This is a genomic window from Ruegeria sp. BC2 (assembly GCF_056539245.1).
On the sequence record NZ_JBQFUQ010000001.1, the window covers coordinates 1164764 to 1184951 of the forward strand.

The 20188-nt window shown below is 59.5% G+C and carries 17 protein-coding genes; 5 read left to right on the plus strand and 12 right to left on the minus strand.

The features are described 5' to 3' along the window. Positions 1–93: 93 nt before the first annotated feature. The gene (gene recA, locus ACR0CU_RS05750; RefSeq protein WP_170446051.1) at positions 94–1158 is read right to left on the minus strand and encodes a recombinase RecA; all 1065 of its coding nucleotides are present in this window, start codon (positions 1156–1158) and stop codon (positions 94–96) included. Between the two features lie 306 nt (positions 1159–1464). On the opposite strand from recA, the gene ACR0CU_RS05755 reads away from it, so the two are divergent. Further along, positions 1465–2058, plus strand: a complete 594-nt coding sequence (locus ACR0CU_RS05755; RefSeq protein WP_170446054.1) for a sulfotransferase family 2 domain-containing protein — start codon at positions 1465–1467, stop codon at positions 2056–2058. Here ACR0CU_RS05755 and ACR0CU_RS05760 read toward each other — a convergent pair. The 3 genes from ACR0CU_RS05760 to guaB form a co-directional block, all read right to left on the minus strand. Next, on the minus strand, positions 2055–4346 hold the full coding sequence (locus ACR0CU_RS05760) for an ATP-binding protein (protein ID WP_480642621.1): 2292 nt from the start codon (positions 4344–4346) through the stop codon (positions 2055–2057). The two genes, ACR0CU_RS05755 and ACR0CU_RS05760, sit on opposite strands and share 4 nt — an antisense overlap. Positions 4347–4450: 104 nt before the next feature. Beyond that, the gene (locus tag ACR0CU_RS05765; RefSeq protein ID WP_480642623.1) at positions 4451–5611 is read right to left on the minus strand and encodes an RsmB/NOP family class I SAM-dependent RNA methyltransferase; all 1161 of its coding nucleotides are present in this window, start codon (positions 5609–5611) and stop codon (positions 4451–4453) included. Positions 5612–5639: 28 nt separating this feature from the next. Next, a complete protein-coding gene (gene guaB, locus ACR0CU_RS05770; RefSeq protein WP_170403026.1) occupies positions 5640–7088 on the minus strand; it encodes an IMP dehydrogenase in 1449 nt (482 codons plus the stop codon). 215 nt (positions 7089–7303) lie between these two features. Here guaB and ACR0CU_RS05775 point away from each other — a divergent pair, with 215 nt between their 5' ends. From ACR0CU_RS05775 to ACR0CU_RS05790, 4 genes are all read left to right on the plus strand, one after another. Beyond that, a complete protein-coding gene (locus tag ACR0CU_RS05775; RefSeq protein WP_170446064.1) occupies positions 7304–9346 on the plus strand; it encodes an ASKHA domain-containing protein in 2043 nt (680 codons plus the stop codon). A 24-nt stretch (positions 9347–9370) separates the two neighbouring features. Further along, positions 9371–10228, plus strand: coding sequence for a class I SAM-dependent methyltransferase (locus ACR0CU_RS05780; protein ID WP_170446067.1), 858 nt, complete (start codon positions 9371–9373; stop codon positions 10226–10228). A 78-nt stretch (positions 10229–10306) separates the two neighbouring features. Beyond that, on the plus strand, positions 10307–11335 hold the full coding sequence (locus ACR0CU_RS05785) for a helix-turn-helix transcriptional regulator (RefSeq protein ID WP_170446070.1): 1029 nt from the start codon (positions 10307–10309) through the stop codon (positions 11333–11335). Further along, a complete protein-coding gene (locus ACR0CU_RS05790; protein ID WP_170339082.1) occupies positions 11332–11826 on the plus strand; it encodes an A24 family peptidase in 495 nt (164 codons plus the stop codon). The genes ACR0CU_RS05785 and ACR0CU_RS05790 overlap by 4 nt, the downstream gene beginning before the upstream one ends. Positions 11827–11901: 75 nt before the next feature. Here the strand turns inward: ACR0CU_RS05790 and ACR0CU_RS05795 are convergent, their stop codons facing one another. Genes ACR0CU_RS05795 through cpaB form a run of 8 tightly spaced genes read right to left on the minus strand, consistent with a single transcriptional unit; the run spans position 11902 to position 20050 of the window. Beyond that, on the minus strand, positions 11902–12888 hold the full coding sequence (locus ACR0CU_RS05795) for a type II secretion system F family protein (protein WP_170359189.1): 987 nt from the start codon (positions 12886–12888) through the stop codon (positions 11902–11904). Between the two features lie 15 nt (positions 12889–12903). After that, entirely contained in the window at positions 12904–13932 is a 1029-nt protein-coding gene (locus tag ACR0CU_RS05800) for a type II secretion system F family protein (RefSeq protein ID WP_170359187.1), read from the minus strand. A gap of 11 nt (positions 13933–13943) precedes the next feature. Then, a complete protein-coding gene (locus ACR0CU_RS05805; protein ID WP_170338532.1) occupies positions 13944–15338 on the minus strand; it encodes a TadA family conjugal transfer-associated ATPase in 1395 nt (464 codons plus the stop codon). 46 nt (positions 15339–15384) lie between these two features. Further along, a complete protein-coding gene (locus ACR0CU_RS05810) occupies positions 15385–16590 on the minus strand; it encodes a CpaE/TadZ family protein (RefSeq protein WP_093962116.1) in 1206 nt (401 codons plus the stop codon). An 11-nt stretch (positions 16591–16601) separates the two neighbouring features. Continuing rightward, on the minus strand, positions 16602–17240 hold the full coding sequence (locus ACR0CU_RS05815) for a TadE/TadG family type IV pilus assembly protein (RefSeq protein ID WP_170580483.1): 639 nt from the start codon (positions 17238–17240) through the stop codon (positions 16602–16604). Next, the gene (locus ACR0CU_RS05820; protein ID WP_480642627.1) at positions 17237–17728 is read right to left on the minus strand and encodes a TadE/TadG family type IV pilus assembly protein; all 492 of its coding nucleotides are present in this window, start codon (positions 17726–17728) and stop codon (positions 17237–17239) included. The genes ACR0CU_RS05815 and ACR0CU_RS05820 overlap by 4 nt, the downstream gene beginning before the upstream one ends. Then, positions 17725–19245, minus strand: coding sequence for a pilus assembly protein TadG-related protein (locus tag ACR0CU_RS05825; RefSeq protein ID WP_480642629.1), 1521 nt, complete (start codon positions 19243–19245; stop codon positions 17725–17727). The genes ACR0CU_RS05820 and ACR0CU_RS05825 overlap by 4 nt, the downstream gene beginning before the upstream one ends. Beyond that, a complete protein-coding gene (cpaB, locus tag ACR0CU_RS05830) occupies positions 19226–20050 on the minus strand; it encodes a Flp pilus assembly protein CpaB (protein ID WP_170367139.1) in 825 nt (274 codons plus the stop codon). The genes ACR0CU_RS05825 and cpaB overlap by 20 nt, the downstream gene beginning before the upstream one ends. Positions 20051–20188 lie beyond the last annotated feature (138 nt).

Sequence of the window (20188 nt, forward strand, 5' to 3'; positions counted from 1 at the left end):
CTGCCCGCCGATAGTCCACAGGATTGCTGCACCGCAAACGAAACAAGGTGAACCCGAAGGCTCACCTTGCCAGTGTTCTCTCGGATCTTCCGATCAGGCTTCGAGGATATCATCCGCATCCGCCGCAGGCGGCATGTCGAAATCAAGCCCGTGCGCGGCACGGATCTTATCCTCGATTTCCAGCGCAACCCGACTGTTGTCCCGCAGGTATTGCTTGGCGTTTTCACGCCCCTGCCCGATCCGCTCATCCCCATAGCTGAACCACGAGCCGGACTTTTCGACCACTCCGGCTTTGACGCCAAGATCCAGCAGTTCGCCCATCTTGCTGATGCCCTCACCATACATGATGTCGAATTCCACCTGCTTGAACGGCGGGGCCACTTTGTTCTTGACCACCTTCACGCGGGTCTGGTTGCCGACCACCTCATCGCGGTCTTTGATCGCGCCGATGCGGCGGATGTCCAGGCGGACCGAGCTGTAGAATTTCAGGGCGTTGCCCCCGGTCGTGGTTTCCGGGCTTCCGAACATGACTCCGATTTTCATGCGGATCTGGTTGATGAAAATCACCATGCAGTTGCTGCGGGCGATCGAGCCGGTCAGCTTGCGCATCGCCTGGCTCATCAGCCGGGCCTGCACACCCACATTGCTGTCGCCCATGTCGCCTTCCAGCTCGGATTTCGGCGTCAGCGCCGCCACCGAGTCCACAACGACCATGTTGACCGCCCCGGAACGCACCAGCGTATCAGTGATTTCCAGCGCCTGCTCACCCGTGTCGGGCTGCGAGATCAGCAGTTCATCCAGATCCACCCCCAGCTTGCGGGCGTATTGCGGGTCCAGCGCATGTTCCGCATCGACGAATGCACAGACGCCGCCGCGTTTCTGCTGCTCGGCGATACAATGCAGGGTCAGGGTCGTCTTGCCCGAGCTTTCCGGGCCGTAGATTTCGACAATCCGACCCATCGGAAGTCCGCCAATGCCAAGGGCAATATCCAGCCCAAGCGACCCGGTTGAACTGGCTTCGATCTCCTGCCGGGCACCATCGCCCAGTTTCATGATCGAGCCCTTGCCGAACTGCCGCTCGATCTGCGCCAACGCGCTGTCCAGCGCCTTTTGCTTGTCGGGGTTTTTCTTGTCGTTCATTGTCAGAAGATCCGCCATTGTCCTGTCGCCTTCCCTTTTGTCACACCCATCACCGGGCGGCAATCGCTGCTTTGTTCGCCTCTTGTTCCTTATGAGATCAAAAAGAGAACATTTCAACAAAAACTTTCATTCCTTACCATTCGATGAAGAGGTTAAAAAGTCGTTTACTCTGATCTCGAAACTGCTCAATCATGCCCAAGGCTCTGTCTTTTCAATGAAACTTTGCTTGCGCAGGCTGGCGATTTTGTGCGGAAGCAATTGACCTTGGCTGCCGGGGCGGACAATCATGTGGCACGACAGCCTTCGGCGCAGGAAAGACATGAAATGCTGATCTTCTTCAAGGAACGCCTTGCGCTTTTGTCCCTGCCCAAAACCGGAAGCACCGCCTATCAGGTCGCGTTGCGGGATCGGGCGGATATCGTGGTGTCGGGTCCACCGGATCTGAAACATGCGCCGGTGCGTCGCTACGACCGTTTCTTCCAGAACATTTTCCGCAAGATGTACGACACGGAAATGGAAATCATGGCCGTCGTGCGCGAACCCGTTGATTGGCTGGGCAGCTGGTACCGGTACAGGACGCGTACCGAATTGACGGGCCACCCGCATTCGACCGACGGCATGTCTTTCGACAAGTTTGTCCAAGCCTATATGCAGTCGCCCCGTCCCGCGTTTGCCGATGTCGGCAGCCAAACTGAATTCTTCCGGACCCGCAGCAACGGCGCCGGTGCTTCGCATATCTTTCGCTACGAACACCAGGACGAGATTCTGAACTTCCTTCAAGATCGACTGAACGCCCGGATCGATCTGACCCGCGAAAATGTATCGCCCAAGCGGGAACTGATACTTTCGGACCAGACCATGGATACATTCCGCAAGGCTCATGCCGCCGAGTTTCGTCTGCATCAGCAGGCGCGTTAGTTGAGGTTTTGAAACACCGCCTCGGTCAATTGTGTCAGTGAAAAAGGCTTGGGCAGGAAGGTCGAGTGTCTGATCTCAGGCCCAGCATCCCCAAACGCGCCTTCGGTATAGCCCGACATGAAGACCACCCGCACATCGGGCCGGCTTTCCAGCGCCTTGGCAACCCAGGTTGGACCATCCATTCCGGGCATGACCACGTCCGTGACGAAAACGTCGACGTGCAAGTTCTGATCCTCAAGAATGCGCAACGCGTCCTCGGCCGAGCCCGCCTCAAAGACGGTATAGCCCTTGAGGCGCAAGGCACGGGTGGCAAAGGCGCGTACCGGCGCCTCGTCCTCGACCAGCAAAACGACACCTTCGCCTTGATGCGCGTTCGGTTCCGGTTGTGCCGGCGGTTCGATCGCAACCTCGGGGTCCCGTGCCAAGCAGACCGGCAGCATGACGTTGAACTCGGTCCCACGCCCTTCGGTGCTGTCCACGAAGATGAAGCCGCCGGTTTGCTTGACGATGCCATAGACCGTCGACAAACCCAGCCCGGTCCCCTCGCCTGTCCGTTTGGTCGTGTAGAAGGGTTCGAAAATCTTCTGCAGCTTGTCTGACGGAATACCGACGCCACTGTCGATGACCTTGACCGAAACATACTCACCCACCGGAACGGTCGCCCTGTCCCGCATCAGCGGCTCGGTCACAGAAAACACCTCGGTTTCGATACGTATTTCTCCGCCGTCGGGCAAGGCATCGCGCGCGTTCACCACGAGGTTCATGATGACCTGTTCCAGCTGCCTCTTGTCTGCGCGAACGGGCTTGAGAACCGGATCATGACTGAGGATCAGCTTGACCTTCTCGCCCACGAGGCGGTTCAACAAGTGGATCAGGTCGGAAATGGTATCGCGCAGATCCAGTACTTCGGGTCGCAGAGTCTGTTTTCGGGAAAAGGCCAGCAACTGGCTGACCAACGCAGCGGCCCGGTTGGCATTCTGGTTTATCTGGACGAGATCGCCGTAGTTCGGATCATTTTGATCATGGCGCAGCAGCAGCAGGTCGCAATGTCCGGAAATGGCTGTCAGCAGGTTGTTGAAATCATGCGCCACGCCGCCCGCCAGCTGCCCGACCGCCTGCATCTTTTGCCCCTGGACGAACTGAGCCTCCAGCGTCTTAAGTTCGGTCGCGTCGTTCAGCACGGCAACAAGGCGCACCTCACCGTTCTTGACGATGCGGGTCAAGGTCAGTTGCACGAAGACCTCTCGGTCCTTTCCACCCAGCCGCAGGAATTCGGAACGTGGTGGCCCATCGCACGCGGCGACCTGAAGCAGCCAGTCCCGCAAGGGATGCCCCAATCCGCTCAGAATCGTGTCGATATTGGTCTGACCAAGTTCAACATCACCGATCAGCTTGCGCGCCAATCGATTGGCATCCAGAATCTCACCGCCCGGAGCGAGGTGCATCATGGGCACCGGGACGTCGGCGAAGGTCGTGGTCCACTGATCTGCAGGCGCGTCGTCAAGCAAAACCAGCGCTATATCCCGGCCCGCGCTGGTTTTTTGAACCTCGCACAAGAATACCCGCCGCGAACCTTCTTGAGCAGGCAGGCGCAGAACCGTTTCACCGGATATGACCTCCGGCGTCAGAGCCTCGGCCGCGCCAACCTCGCTGCCTCGGAGCATCGCCTCGGCGGCGGCATTCATGTTCAGGACCACGTCATTTCGCCCGAGCGTCACGATTGGAAGCGAAGCATACGCCCAAGGTTGCCGACCCGAGGCCTTGATCCGCCACAGGTACAGATCATCGCCAAGGTCGATCGCCAGAACTGGAATTGTCGTGCCCTTTGTCACGATGTCTTCTGCTGCGCGCCCTTGGACTTGCGCCAATGACTGCATCCGAACCAGTATTGCCGCAGGATTGGCGAAAACGGACCGCAAACACATGTCCAGCCTTGCGCCTGTCGAGGCGTTGAACCTGTCCCGCGCTGCGGAGTTCACGATCAGCACCCGCCCGTTGGCATCCGTGATGAAACCCGGAGCGGGCTCTTTTTCCAGAAACGACGCGAGAATGGTTTGCGCCTGTTTGTCAACGCGGTACGAGAACCATCCGCGCAACAGAACAAACGCGCCAACGGCCAGAAAAGACCCTCCGACCGCCAGCAGGCCAGAAACCAACTGGGGTGAGATCGGAAAGAGCTGTGCGAGAATGACCAACAAAAGCGCGACACCGACCAGAGAAATGGCCCGCGACCAGCTGGGAAAGTGTCGCCCGGTCAAGCTTGGCGTAAATTGAGCGACTTCGGTCATCAACAACTCGATTCAAAATCAATCCACGGCATATCGTGGCACAAAGAGTTAATATCCGCTTAAGGAATCCAGCGGATATTCTCCTTTAAGTTGTTTTCAGTGTATCAGCGTCGCGTCAAGTGGGCGGAATAGAAGCCGTCGGTGCCGTGTACAACCTGCCACAATCGGCTGAACGTGCATTGCCATTCCGGATGCGACGACAGGAACGTGTCTATGACGCCTCTGTTTTCGACATCCAGCATCGAACAGGTGGCGTAGGCCAATACACCGTCATCACAGACGAGGGGTGCGGCTGCGTCCAGAATGGACAATTGTGTCTGAGGCAACTGGGTCAATTGCTCGGGCGTCAACGCCCATTTGCCCGCAGGTGCGCGCCGCCACGAGCCGCTCCCTGAACAGGGGGCGTCAGTCAGCACCACGTCAAACGGGCGGTGTTTTTCCAGGTCATCTGTAGACAGGATTGTAATACGCGCTCCCGCCCGATGCGCTCTGTCAGGAAGGTCACGCATGCGTCCGGGGTTGGCGTCATGGGCGAAGACTTCGACACCGCCAGAGGCGGCCATGGCCAGCGCCTTACCGCCACCCCCGGCACAATAGTCCAGAACCCTCATGCCGGGTCTTAGGTTCAATGCAGCAACGACAGCCTGGCTCGCCGCATCCTGCAACTCGACCAAGCCGTCACGATAGCTTTGGGATTGCGAAATCTTCCGGGCACCTTCGACAACTTCAAGCGCTGTCTCGCAGGCCGGGTGAGGCGCAGTGGAAATCCCTTCCCGCGACAGTGCATCCACCGCCTCTTGCAAACTCGTGCGGGCCAGATTGACCCGCAGGTGAACCGGAGCGCGTGATTGCAGCGCGGCGGCGGCCTCTCTGGCACTTTCACCAAGCGACCGCTCGAACACCGGCCAAAGCCACTCGGGTATGTCAAACTGTTCGGCTTCCGTTTCGAATGGACGTCCGACCTCGTCCGCCGTGACGGGGTCTGGGGCGTGACCAACTCCGTTGAACAGATCGACCGGGTCCTGGCCCCGGGACCGCAGAGCGCCCAACATCAGGCCTCGCCCGGTCCTTGCACCGCCGATCGCAGCGAAAGACCGAAGATGCCGAAGCGCGTCAAAGACATGGTCGCGGATCGCCGCCCTGTCCTTCGATCCCGCAAAACGGCTGCGCCGCGCCCAACCCGTCAACGCTTTCTCGGCGGGAGTTCCGCCCAGAAAATCGTCTAGGATTTCGATAGCGGCCTGAACGCGCGCGCCTGGGGTCATGTCGAGGTCCTGAGTTCGACGGAAACCATCACATCACGCGGTAGTTGGGGCTTTCGCGTGTGATCTGCACGTCATGCACGTGGCTTTCCTTCAGACCCGCTCCGGTGATCTTCACGAACTGACAATTGCGGCGCATTTCATCAACAGTCGCGCAGCCGGTATAGCCCATGGCCGCACGCAGACCGCCGACCAGTTGATGAACGACGGCGCTGGCCGAGCCCTTGTAGGGCACCTGTCCCTCGATCCCCTCGGGCACCAACTTGTCATTCGCGGCGTCTTTCTGGAAATAGCGATCGGCCGAGCCGCGCGCCATCGCGCCCAGGCTGCCCATGCCGCGATAGGATTTGAAAGAGCGGCCCTGATACAGGATCACCTCGCCCGGGCTTTCGTCGGTGCCGGCGATCATCGAGCCAACCATGGCGCAGGACGCGCCCGCCGCGATGGCCTTGGCGAAATCGCCCGAGAACTTGATACCACCATCGGCGATGACCGGCACGTCGCCAGCCGCAGCCGAGCAATCCATGATTGCCGTCAACTGGGGCACGCCGACACCGGCCACCATGCGCGTGGTGCAGATCGAGCCCGGCCCGATCCCGACCTTGACCGCATCGGCGCCAGCGTCGATCAGGGCCTTGGTTGCGTCGCCCGTTGCGACGTTGCCCGCGATGATCTGCACTTCGTTCGACAGGGCCTTGATCCGCTTCACCGCGTCCAGCACCCCTTGGGAATGGCCGTGCGCCGTGTCGACCACGATGATGTCGACGCCAGAGTCGACCAATTGCTCGGATCGTTCAAAGCCGGCATCGCCAACCGACGTGGCCGCCGCAACCCGCAGCCGACCCAGATGGTCTTTGCAGGCCGTGGGGTTCAGCACCGCTTGTTCCGTATCCTTCAAGGTCAGCAGACCGGTCAGTTTGCCCGATCCGTCGACGACCAGCAGCTTTTCAATCCGGCGAGCCTTCATCAGGCTCTTTGCCTCTTCCAGGTCGGCCGGCTCCTGCAGCATCGCCAGATTATCCGTGGTCATCATCGCACGGATCGGCTGGTCGTCCGACGTGGCAAAACGCATGTCGCGGTTGGTCACGATGCCCACGACGCGGCCTTCGTCATCCACCACCGGGAACCCCGTGAAGTTGTAGCGTTCAACCAGGGCCTTGGCATCGGCCAGCGTTTGATCGGCGCGCAGGGTGACGGGGTTGTAGACGATGCCGGATTCGAAGCGTTTGACCCGGCGCACCTCACGCGACTGCTCCTCGACGGTCAGGTTCTTGTGGATGACCCCGATGCCCCCGGCCTGCGCCATTGCGATGGCCATCCGCGCCTCGGTCACCGTGTCCATGGCCGAGCTGAGCAGCGGTATGTTCATGGTGATCGCGCGCGTCACGCGCGTGGACGTGTCCGCCGTTGCCGGCAGCACCGACGAGGCCGCCGGAACCAAAAGAACGTCATCAAAGGTGAGTGCCTCACGAATCTGCATCTGCTAACCCCATGCAAAACCCCGTTTGGCGGTGACCCTATTGCATGGTTTCGACCAAAGGAAAAGCCCCTGCCCCAACTTGTTCGCCCACAAACCGCCGCGATGGCGCGGAAAACGACGCAAGCCGCGCAAAACCTGCCGCGGATTGGCCTTTCCCTTTGCCGCGAAACCCATATCTTGCCGCCATACGCGCGAACACCAAAAAGGCATCCGTCATGACCACCGATCCCCTTGTCGTCTTTACCCCTTCGGGCAAACGCGGACATTTCCCCGTTGGCACTCCGATCCTGACGGCGGCCCGGCAACTGGGGGTCGATCTGGATTCGGTCTGCGGTGGGCGCGGGATCTGCTCGAAATGCCAGATCACGCCCAGCTATGGCGAGTTTCCCAAACACGGCGTCACGGTCCGCGAAGACGCGCTGAGCGAATGGAACGCGGTCGAGCAGCGCTATGACGACAAGCGCGGGTTGAAACCAGGCCGTCGGTTGGGCTGTCAGGCCACCGTTCAAGGCGACGTGGTGATCGACGTCCCGCCCGAAAGCCAGGTTCACCGCCAGGTTGTGCGCAAGGCCGCCGCCGCGCGCGCCATCACCATGGACCCGGCCACGCGCCTCTATTTCGTGGTGGTCGAAGAACCCGACATGCACTCGCCCACCGGCGATCTGGAACGGCTGGAGCGCGCCCTGCGCGAGCAGTGGCAGATCGACGCCGTCACCGCCGACCATTCGCTTCTGTCGAAACTGCAGCCGACCCTGCGCAAGGGCAAGTGGGAAGTCACGGTCGCCCTGCACAAGGGCCACAAGGACAGCGTGGCGCGCATCGTCGAAATCTGGCCCGGCCTGCACGAAAACGGGCTGTACGGGCTGGCCATCGACCTCGGTTCGACCACCATCGCCGCGCATCTTACCGATCTGGACACCGGCGAGGTCAAGGCCTCCTCCGGCCTGATGAACCCACAGATCCGGTTCGGCGAGGATCTCATGAGCCGCGTCTCGTACGCGATGATGAACCCCGGCGGTGATCAGGAAATGACCCGGGCCGTGCGTGAGGCGATCAACGATCTGGTCACCTCGATCGCTGAGGAGGCCGGGATCGACCCGGCCCTGATCGTGGAAACCGTGTTCGTCTGCAACCCGGTGATGCACCACCTGCTGTTGGGTCTGGACCCGGTCGAACTGGGCCAGGCGCCGTTTGCGCTGGCCACGTCGGAAAGCGTGTCGCTGCCCGCGCGCGAGATGGATATGACCACGATGAACCCCCGCGCGCAGGTCTACATCCTGCCCTGCATCGCGGGCCATGTGGGGGCCGACTGCGCCGCCGTGGCGCTAAGCGAAGAGCCGGGCAAGTCGCAGGACTTGGTTTTGATCGTGGACGTCGGCACCAATGCCGAGATTCTGCTGGGCAACACGACCCGCGTGCTGGCTTGTTCCTCGCCCACCGGACCGGCTTTCGAAGGTGCGCAGATCAGCTCGGGCCAGCGTGCCGCGCCCGGCGCGATCGAGCGCATTCAAATCGACCCCGTGACCAAGGAACCCCGGTTCCGGGTGATCGGCTCGGACAAGTGGTCGGACGAAGACGGGTTCGAGGCCGACATCGCCACCACCGGCATCACCGGCATCTGCGGGTCGGGCATCATCGAGGCGGTGGCCGAAATGCGCATGGCCGGCCTGCTGGACGAGAGCGGCCTGATCGGCTCGGCCGAACAGACCGGCAGCAGCCGCTGCATCCCCGAGGGACGCACTCATTCCTACCTGATCCATGACGCCAGCGCCGAGGGCGGCCCGCGCATCACCGTGACCCAAGGCGACATCCGGGCGATCCAGCTGGCGAAATCCGCGCTCTATGCCGGGGCGCGGCTGCTGATGGACGAGATGGGCGTGGACAAGGTCGATCGCGTGGTGCTGGCCGGAGCGTTCGGTGCCCATATCTCGACCAAACACGCGATGGTTCTGGGCATGATCCCCGACGCGCCGCTGAACAAGGTCCAAAGCGCCGGCAACGCCGCCGGTACCGGCGCGCGCATCGCGTTGTGCAACATCGCTGCCCGGGCCGAGATCGAACGCGTGGTGCGCGAGATCACCAAGGTCGAAACCGCGATCGAGCCGAAATTTCAGGAGCATTTCGTGGCCGCCAACGCGATCCCGCACAAGACCGACCAGTTCCCGGAACTGGCCAAGATCGTCACCCTGCCCGCCCCGTCCTTCAACACCGGAGGCGATGCGGAAAAAACTGGCCGCCGTCGCCGCAGAAAGGCATAGTCCGGAAAACTGCGGAGGACCCCCATGCAAACAGCAAACGAAGATCAGGCTGAATACTGGGGCAACTCCGAGTCCGGCACCAAGTGGCTGACTTTTGAGGACAAACTGGACCACATGCTGGCCCCGGTTCTGGACCTCGTTCTGGAACAGGCCGAACTGGAACCCGGAATGCGCGTGCTGGACATCGGCTGCGGGACCGGCGCCAGCACCATCGCGGCCGCCCAGCGTGTCGGACCGCAGGGTCATGTTCTTGGCGGCGACATTTCTGAGCCGTTCCTAAACCGAGCGCGGGAAAGGGCCTTGTCCGCGGGTGTTGAAAACGTCGATTTCCAATGCGTCGACGCTCAGGTCGCCCCGTTCCCCGAGGGTGCGTTCGACGCTGCGATATCGCGCTTCGGTGTCATGTTCTTTCAGGATTCGGTTGCGGCGTTCGCCAACATCGCAAAAGCTCTGGTCCCCGGCGGACGGATGACCTTTGCCGCGTGGGGGCCGCTGGCCGACAATCCCTGGTTCAGGATTCCCCACATGGCCGCCACAGCGCATCTGGGCCACCCTCCAAAATATGGACGCTACGCACCCGGGCCACTGGCCTTTCATGACATCGATCATGTGACCGGGATGATGGCAACGGCAGGTTTGGATGACATCTTCGCCAACCCTGTAAGCCTCCGACTGCCGGGGCTTGGATCGGTGGAGGCCACCGCCGAGCTATGCACCCGGGTCGGGCCGGCCGCGCGCGTGATAGCGCATTTTGAAGGCGATGAGGCCGACGAACGAAAAATCCAAAGCGCCGTAGCTGAGGAGTTTTCGAGTTTTCAAACGGCAGATGGGTTTGGCATCCCGGCGGTCATCAACGTCTTTCAGGCCCGCAAGCCCTCCTGATACACCAGATCGTGTCGCCCTTGGCCAATCATACCCGCTGACCGGTATTGTTTCCGATCGTCAACTCTTTGCAGCCTTTTGAGCCTAATTGTCTGCGTTTTTGCCAGTGTTTTTCTCACCATCCGGAAACTTAATAAGATTCTTGGTGATTTTTGCGTAAAAATCGTAAAATATGAATGTATTGGGCAGAGTAATTCAAATCGACAGAAGCCGCTGAACCGGCTCGCTTTAGTGAGTAAGACGTTTACCAGTTGGTGCTATATGGACAGGGGGATGGGCCGTGCAGGTGCGTGGCTACCGAACACGCAACACACACGCGCATTGATCAATTTCATTCAATGGAGCCAGGGCGGAGTGGTTCTGGACGCTGCGTTGACCGAAGTTGTCAACGCGTTTGGAGCCGATTGCGGTACCCTCAGCCGTGTCTGGCTCAATAAAGTTGGCAGCCGAGTAGCTGCGCGCGCAGATATCCGTGACACGACAATAAGTCGGCCGCTTTTTCTTTCCTTCACGAATGACGTGATTGGTCCGTTTGCAAGCAAGCCAAAGAAAGGCGTCGTTTTCAGCCTCAAGGATCACGGGAAACCCGTAAACGAGTTTTCTGCCGTTGTTCTGGACTGGATCTCGCACCGAAAGTTGCACGATATTCTGTTTGTCTGTCTCGACAACCAAGGCTGCGAAATCGATTTTCTGGAGCTGCATTTCGCCAAAGGTCTCGAACCCGGCTGGCGCGAAGCGATAGAGACAGTCGCACCCGAAATTTCCGAAATCTACCGCAACAGACGCGCCGGTCTGATTACCGAAGCAATTTCCCGCCAATCCGTAACGACCATCCAAAGGGCGGTGAATGACGCGCCGCTGATGAGCCTCGAAAACCCAGCGGGCCTGACACGGGCCGAATGGCGGGTCTGCGTTCTGATTTCCCGGGGACTGTCGCAACAGTCCATTGGATCCGAGCTCGAGATTGGTCCCGCGACTGTGAGAACGCATCTCAAGCATATCTACGGCAAGACAGGAATGGAGAACTTCCACATGTTGGCCAGACGGCTGGTTTCGATCGAAGAACGCGAAGCCTTGCACGGCAGACACAATCAGGCACGCGCATGATGATTGATCTGCCTTGGCATAATTGGGCACCTCTGTGGTTGATGGTGCCGTTGTTTGTGGCGGTGGCGTGGACGGACCTAACCGAATACCGGATACCGAACCTGTACTGCCTGATAGGGGTTGCCTTGTTTCTGGTCGGGTCCCCTGCCCTCGGTTTGCATGAAGTTGGATTGCGATTGATCGCCGCCGGGCTTTGCTTTGGGATATGTTTTGCCCTTTTCGCCGCCGGTTGGCTTGGGGGCGGAGACGCCAAAATGCTACCAGTGGTCTTTTTGGCGATACCGACCCAAGCCCTTTCGACATACATGCTGCTACTATCTGCCGCGATGGCGTTTGGACTGACCAGTTTGACCCTGCTGCGCCTGTTCGTTCGACAACCGACAGGAAAGCTTGCAGCAACGCTCAGCGGACGCGAGTTTCCTCTTGGGATTGCCATAGGCCTTTCCGGCCTGATCCTGGCCGGCTGGTCGATGCTGCTTTACAGCGCCTGAAAGAGCGCGGCCCAAGTCGGGGACGTACAGTTGACCTGGTGCGGACCCGGGCGCGCCGCACCCACAAAAACAGCGTCATTTCACGAAGGTTTCGACGTATCGAATGATGATCGGTGCAAGGATCAGCCCCGCGATCGAGGGCAACATCAGGCTCGCCATGACCGCGGACATCTGCACCGGCAACTTGTTGGCTTTCTCCTGCGCGCGAAGCTCTCTCAGTTCGCGCATTTCTTCGGAATACGTAGTCAAGGCGGCCGACAACGGGACGCCGAACCGGGACGACTGGAGGACGACGCTCACGAACGAACTCATTTCGTCGATGCCCGTCCGGCGCGCCATTCTCATCAACGCGACTTCACGGTCGCGCCCGGCTTGAATCTCGCTCAGTGCAATCAGAATTTCCTCGGACATTTCGGGCGATACAGTCTGCATTTCCACTGCAACTTTGAGAAGCGCCTGGTCAAAGCCCATTCCCGCCTCGATCCCAATCTGGAGCAAGTCCAGCATGTTCGGGAACGCATTCTCCATCCGACGTTTACGCTCCTTGATCCGAGCGCTCATCCAAAGCTGGGGGATGAAGAACCCGATGCCGCAGAGGATGCCAAGGTTCCGCAAGATCTGAAATGAATTCAGACCAGACACATAATCGTTGATCGTGGCGCCGATACTGGACGCAGGCTGCCAAGACATGAGGACAAGAAAGACAAGCGGCAGAAACGTCGCCAAGCCCAAACGGATCAGATAGAAATTGGCGATTGCATTCCGGCCGCGAAACCCTGAGCGCGCAAGCACTTGGCCAACTTCGAACCTGACACTTGCATCGCTGGGGATAAGTGCGGCGCTCAGCCCGGTCGGTGTATCGCCCTCCACCTTTTCCGGCACAAGACGTGCAAGGCTCTGGCCCCTTGTTCGTTTGGGCAGCATCCGTTCGGCTGCTGTAGACCGATCACCGAGCGACGATGATATCCCAAAGAATGCAACGATCGCGCCGGCGGCAACAACGCCCAGGATCATGAGTTGGGAAAAAAGACCAGTGTCGAGTAGCGAGTTCACGATTTCCATTTCGACAACCCTCCCTCAGATCCGGAAATTGACAAGCTTGAACAAAACGATGGCGTTCAGAACGATGGCCGCTGATATGACGCTCATGACGGGCCAGAAAATCGGGTATTGCACCACGCTTCCATAATAGTCCGGCGTCATGACCGTCATCACGAGGGCAATCCCGACAGGAATGAACGACAGGATATAGGCGGTCATCCGACCCTCGGCAGAAATGGCCTTGATCTTGCGCCGCAGAGACATGCGGGCACGGATGACGCGCGCCAATGTCCGCAGAATGCCGGCCAGATCGCCACCAGTGCCATGCTGCATCGTCAGCGCGACCGAGAGGTACTGGATATCCTCTTCATCTACCCGGTCTGCCATGTTGCGAATGGCGGTCGTCAACTCCTCCCCATAAGCGACTTGGTCGACGACCAGACCGAATTCAGTTCCGATCGGATCGGGCATTTCGTTTGCCACGCTCTGCAAGGTCGTGTTCAACGGATGTCCGACCTTCAACCCACGCGACATCAGGTCCAACGCATCCGGCAATTGCTTGATCAGCGCGGCCTTGCGCCGTCTGAGGTTGGCGCCAAGGTAGACCAACGGGGCCAACAGGAAGCACACAGCGCTTACAGGTATGACCGTCAGTGGGTTGGCCACCAGTGAGCCTCCGATCGCCGAAACCAGAAAAGCACCCCCACATCCCAACAGGAACATTTCCGGCACCATGTGCAGGCCCGATGCCGCAAGGGCACCCGGCAAGTCGCCGACCAGCGGAAACGACTTCATGAGTGGTTTGCTCTCCCGCGGTTTGAGCAATTCCAGAACGTCCTCGCCAGTCTTTCCCTGGTTCAGCATCTGGATGCGCCGGTTTATCGCCTCTTCCCGGTTTTCTCCGCGCTTCAAAAGCTGACGGACCCCTTCGAAAGCAATCAGGGCGCCGAGAAATATCAAGAGTGACAGAACAAAGCGGACATCGTAACCGCCCACTTCCATCTCTGGTCCGATCAACGAGTCTATGCTGTGCGTCGAAAAGAAGGATCTGAGATCTTCCAACATGGCTGGGTCCCTCAGTTGAACTTGATCGATGACAGGTCGACACCCGCCGCCGCCAGCGCATCGCTGGATTTCGGTCGGATACCGGTCGGCATGAAGCGCCCGAGGATGTTGCCGGCCTCGTCCTTGCCTTCACGTTTGAAGACGAAGATGTCCTGCATGGTCACGATATCGCCCTCCATGCCGGTGATCTCGGCAATCGAGGTGACACGGCGGGTACCATCAGACAGGCGGTTCAATTGCAGAACAAAGTGAATTGCCGAAGCGATAGTCGCGCGGATTGCTGCATGCGGCAGCTCCAGCCCGCCCATTTGCACCATCTGCTCGACCCGGGAAAGTGCATCGCGTGGGCTGTTGGCGTGTACCGTCGTCATCGACCCGTCATGGCCGGTATTCATCGCCTGCAACATATCGAATGCTTCGGAGCCGCGCACCTCGCCGATGATGATCCGATCCGGACGCATCCGCAGCGCGTTTCGCACAAGGTCTCGTTGGGCAACGGCGCCAGTACCGTCGAGGCCAGCAGGCCGCGTTTCCATGCGCAAGACATGTTCCTGCTGAAGCTGAAGTTCGGCCGCGTCTTCAATCGTGACGATCCGCTCCCGAGGGCTGATATACGACGACAATGCATTCAGCATCGTGGTCTTGCCCGATCCGGTTCCGCCCGAGATCAGCACGTTCATCTTGGCTTCAACCAATCCCCGCAGCAGTTTGGCCGCGCTTTCGTTCAAGGCCTCGTTTTTGATCAGGCGTTCCATCGTCAGCGGAACCCGCGAGAATTTTCGAATGGAAAGCGCCGGCCCGTCCAGTGCGCAGGGCCGAATGATCGCGTTGACGCGGCTGCCATCTTCCAACCGCGCATCCACCCACGGTTGCCGTTCATCAATACGGCGACCGATCCGGCTGACGATCTTGTCGATGATCCGCAGCAGATGACGTTCGTCACGGAAACGTGCCGATGTCTTTTCGAGGATGCCCGAGCGCTCGACAAAAATCTGCGTGTGGCCGTTCACGAGGATATCGTTGATCGTGGGGTCGGCCAACAACGGTTCCAGCGGGCCCAAGCCAAGCACCTCGTGCATCAGCTCTTCGACAAGCTGCTTGACCTCCTCGCTGCGCATCGCACGGCCTTCGGCGCGCAGCAGTTCGGTGACATGTCGCCCAATTTCGCCCCGCAGTGTTTCTTCCTCGACCTTTTCGATAACGGCGAGGTTCAGCTTGTCCAGCAACGAGTTATGCAGTCGTGCCTTGAGATCTATCCGATCGTTCTGGATGTCATGCATCAATACGAGGTCATCGCCGGAGCCATGAACCGGCTTGCCGATCTGAGCAAACTGCTTGGTGTCCAACGGCACAACTTTCGAAGCGTCCGGTTTTTCCTGGCCTGGTCGGTCGAATTCTCGAAACATCTACTTAACCTTCTGCAAATATTTAACTATTCCGAAACACTCTGCCTCAGTGCTGGCCGACCCGAGGCGGCAAAGACAGGCATGTCTCGTGTGCCAGCTTTCGGATTGCGCGTGTCATCGGTGCGCGGGATGAAACATCTTCCAACGGCACGCCCCGATCGACCGACTCGCGTACTGTGCGCTCGTCGCGAGGCACCCAAAATGCAAAGTCCTTTTCAAGGAGTTTTGCCGCCGCTCTGTGGTGCGCCGCCGGAATGATGGGTTTCTTTTCAAGGTTGGCGACCAGTTGAATTTCCAGTGCTGGATTTTCCGCTTGGTAGAAATCCATCAGCTTGCGGGCCGAGCGAACGGACGGAACGGCAACGTCCGTCACCAAATATAGACGGTCCGCTTGCGTCAGGACGGGCGTAATCCATTCCACCAGCGCCCGCGGCAAATCTACCACGACGTAGTCATGGGTACGTTTGAGGGAATCCAGAATGGCCGAAATCTGCTCTTCCTTGATTGCAGTCAACGGACCATAGCGCGACGGAGCCGCCAGGATATCGACCCCGCAGGGCGACTTGACCATCGCCTGTTCCAAAAAGGCACTGTCGGGAATGCTGCCTTCCATGGCCATGCGCCACATCGCGTCGCTTTCGGCGACATCCATCAAGGCAGCAATCGAGCCGAACTGAAAGTCCAGATCCACCAGTGCAACCGAGTTCGACGCCGTCTTTTTCAGGAAGCCGGCCTTGGATTGAAGCTCGTTCGCCATATTGGCGGCAACCAAGGACGATCCGACGCCACCGCGAGATTTGCCAACCGCGATCAACTTGCCAAGTGTGGCTTGTCCACCCCAAACGGCGGGAAGCTGCGCCTGCCGCCGGGCACGGATCGCATCCACCTGCGGAATGATCTCCTCATGGATTGCATTGCGCGGCAGCACGTCATCAACTCCAAGCTTTTTGAGCTGTCGGGCCTTCTCAAGCGGCAGATCTTCAGACGCCAGGGCGATAATGATCGCATTGGGCATGCGCGCATCACAAATCTGCTGTGCGGTCTGCAGCAGCTCTGGCGAACTGTCATCCACATCGAACAGAACCACGTCATGACGCGCTGACAAGGCAACAGCCGTCCCGTTGACCCGCGCGACAGTGTCCTTGCGGCCCGTAAAGCGGCAATTGCTCAGCCCCTCCAACGAGGTTTCGATTGCCGCGAAAATCTCTTCGTCCGGTGAAATCAACAGCACTGAAATCTGCTTGGCACTCATGACTCTTCTCCTTACTCAACGGCACCGATGGCAAGATCCTCGGCCGGGACGGATGTGCTCATCGTTGGGATTGAAATGGTGTTGGGGCTGCTGGCGGATATGGCAGGGTTGCCTGCGGCAAGGGCGACCAGAGGCCCAATTGGCAGCGCGAAATCGTAGTCCAGGTTTACCAGTTCGGCTGTAACCACCGGCGTATAGGGTCCACCAAGAAAACCAAGACGAGGATCGTGCGAATAGGTGATTTGCACATTTGCCGCGGTGGCTCCGGGTGGCAGCAGCATTTCGATCTCGTCCCAGATCCGGCTGCCATAGGCGCTTGATGCGTCAAGCTGACACGGCGCCGGCAGGTTCGGAGTGGCGCAGATGCTGCCGCTGCGGCACAGCGCGCCGAACTTGGTTGTTGCGGGGGCGCCACCGGCCAGCGTGTGCGTGTTTGGCATTGCGCCACACAGTGGCGGCCCGACCGTGGCAAGCCGAGAGGCTTTTTGCATCGCTTTCTGCGCCATCGTCGTGGACCAGTAGAGCCGTCCGTACTCGAGGATTCCAAACACGAGCACCAGGAACAACGGAACGACCATGCCCAGCTCGACCAGGGCCGATCCGTTTTCACGCCGCCAGAAAGCGCGCGCCATATGCAGGTTACCGGTCATACCCCAAACACCCGGCTCTGATCCGAGATTTCGGTGTCGAGAGGCCCCAGCGCTGCCCCGAAAAGGCTAAAAACGTTTCCAAACAGGTACTCAATCCGGATCTGAGCCGTGACCTCGACCACCGAAGTCGGATTGATCCGGTACACGCCAGCCCGCGAGATACAGCGCGGCGTGACGTCGATAACGGTTGTGCCATGCGGCATGATCGACGAACCGCCCAACTGGTTTTGGACGATGTCCGTGGCCAGAGCGTCATAGCTGCCGACTCCGCCCGCTGCGCACAAGTCCAACGGTGCGATCCGCGCGATCATACGCGAGGCATCGCGCACCCCGGCCGATGTTGCCTGATGAATCCAGGTGATACGCCCACCTTCGATGATCACGGCAAAGAACAGCAGGATCAACGGAAGTACGATCCCGAACTCGACCATCGGGGCGCCGGCCTCGCACGACCGCAACCGTCGGATATGCCGAACGAGCCGAATCATCGATACAACCTCACGACATCGCGAAAGATTCCATCATCGCTGCTGCCACCGACTCCACCGCCGACCTGCTCGACCACCTCGACATAGATGTCAAAATCAGTCCCCGAGGATTCTTCGAGCGGCTGGATCAGGAAAACCTTTACAAACTCCTGCACCGGAACGTTCTCCGCGCGTCCCGCGACCGGATTGGCACCGCAGTTTATGGCGGCTGCGATAAATGTGCGGCGGTCAGGGTCGTCCAGCGTTGTGCTCGCGCATTGCGGGCGGCCGGACTCGCTGCGCCCAAACAGCACATCACCCGTACCAGCCCTGGTGATCTCGTCGAGATACATTTCGTATCGCGTGTTACCCGTCGGGTTACCCAGCGGGTGCGGCGTCAGATCATTGGCCGGACCGTCGCCATAGTTCATGTCCAAATAAGCCGCTTTGCCGGAGGTCCAGACACCGTTTCCAAAACGGCCGCCATGCGCGCAGGTGCCGGCGGCGAAGCAATCGTCGGGCGGAAACGGCATCGAGTCGGTCGAAACCTCGGGATTGTTCTTCAGACAGCTTCCGCCAGAGTTTTCCCAGCCCGCGATGACCTGCGGTCCGGGCGCATAGTCTTCATCATTCTTGAGGTTGCTCATCGTCGAGTGGAAAATATCGAACCGTGAATTGTAGATTGCGCTGCCAATGCCATTGCGCTGACCGGGCTCGGTATCAACACCGCGCTGAGACACGCATTGCGTCAGGTTTCCATGCGCCGCGATCAGGCAGATATAGAGTTTTGATCCGGTCTGCCCCGCGCAAGGACCGTTGGGGTTTATGCCGATGTCCGTCGGGTCGAGGAAACCAAAATTCCCCGGCCCCCAAGCGGCACCGTTACCTCCAGTGCGCAACTTGATGGTTGACCCTTTGTTCGCATTCGCTGTCCAGCCGGAAGGGATGCAGAACATCAACGGCGTCACATCACAGGCATATTGGGTGTAACCCGCAATCGCGACAGCCTCGACATCCTCATCCGGGCGAGTCACGCCCAACAAGTCAGCGAGCGCCCGACCGAACGGAAGGAAAACGGTTCTAGGGGTCGCGGTCACCTCAACCAGAACGGCAAGAGCGGGATCGGTCGTCACAAACCCATCGACTGGATCATTGTCATCCGGATCGGCGGCAGGATCGGGCAGTCCCGACAGAAACCGCAGCGAATAATCTGCGGCCGTCCCCAGATCTTGGCTGCCCTCGGCAAAGAACTGGGAGTCTTCGATCATTCCGGCTGCTGCAGCCGTGGCGCGTGTGATCGCGTCACTGCCGCCATCCAGTTCTCCGGCGGCGGCCAGAGCCACGTGATCGGTATAAGCCTGCAGGTCGGTCTGCGTAGAAGCCAGTCGCCCAAGATCAAAGGTCAACGCCGCCATGCCAACGATCACGGTCATGCAAATTCCGACGAAAACCAGAATGGTCCCCTGTTCGTCGTCCTTTATGTTGCGCAACGTGGGCATGAACAGACCTCGCGAGCGATCAGTTGGACACGGTTGCATTCGAGGGGTTGCCGGCAACAGGAACTTCCTGGACGTCCGTGGTACCCCGACGCACCTTCACGATCGGCTTGGGCGCGCCCTCTGCAACCGGCGACTTTTCAAGCAGAATGTCGCTGAGGCGGATGGCCTCCAACGGCTTGTCTTCCTGGATTTGCAGGGACCGCAGTGACAGGCTGAGTTGCCCGGCCTTCTGAGCCAATGCCAACCGCTGTCCCTGGTCCGGCGTGACTTCGACAGTCACCGTTCGGGCAATCCCGGGCTGGTCGACATCTTCATCAGCCGTCTGATCAACCCCAATGACACGGATGTTTTGCAGGATCGTCACCGCCCGCAGCGACTCGTTCTTGCCCTGCGTCAGCACGATATCAACAAAGTCACCTGGTGTGACGAACCCGCCAACACCGGTCTGCGCATCCACATTGATGGCCATTGCACGATTGTTCTCGCCCAAGGTCTGAACGATGGTGACCTTCTCACCGAAGTCAGAAACCTTTGACGCCAACAGGATTTCACCCTGCGCCAACGCGCGCTTGGCGCGTCGCGGGTCGACACCTGCTGTGGGCAGAACATCTTCGAAACTTGTAAACACACCTGCCGGCACGGAATCCGCCGGCCAGTCGATGGCGGTCAACTTGTGACCTTCAATCGGAGATCCGAACGGGATCTCTTCTGCTGCGGCGACCACGCGAACGATTGTCGGATCAGCGGCGGCCTGGCTGCGTCTCAGCTGCTCCTGCGCGATCATCACGGCGCCACCCGCCAGACCCACGCCAAGAATAGTCATCATCAAGGATTTCAATCGCATAGGTCCCTCCAAATAGCCGGGCCGGTCATTCTGAAAACGTGGGGCCAGTCCTAGGCCCAAACTGCGTCACGCGGGACACCGAATGCTGTGACTGGACTGGTTCTGGCTTCCCGCCCTCTCCGCGGCGGAAAACCAGTT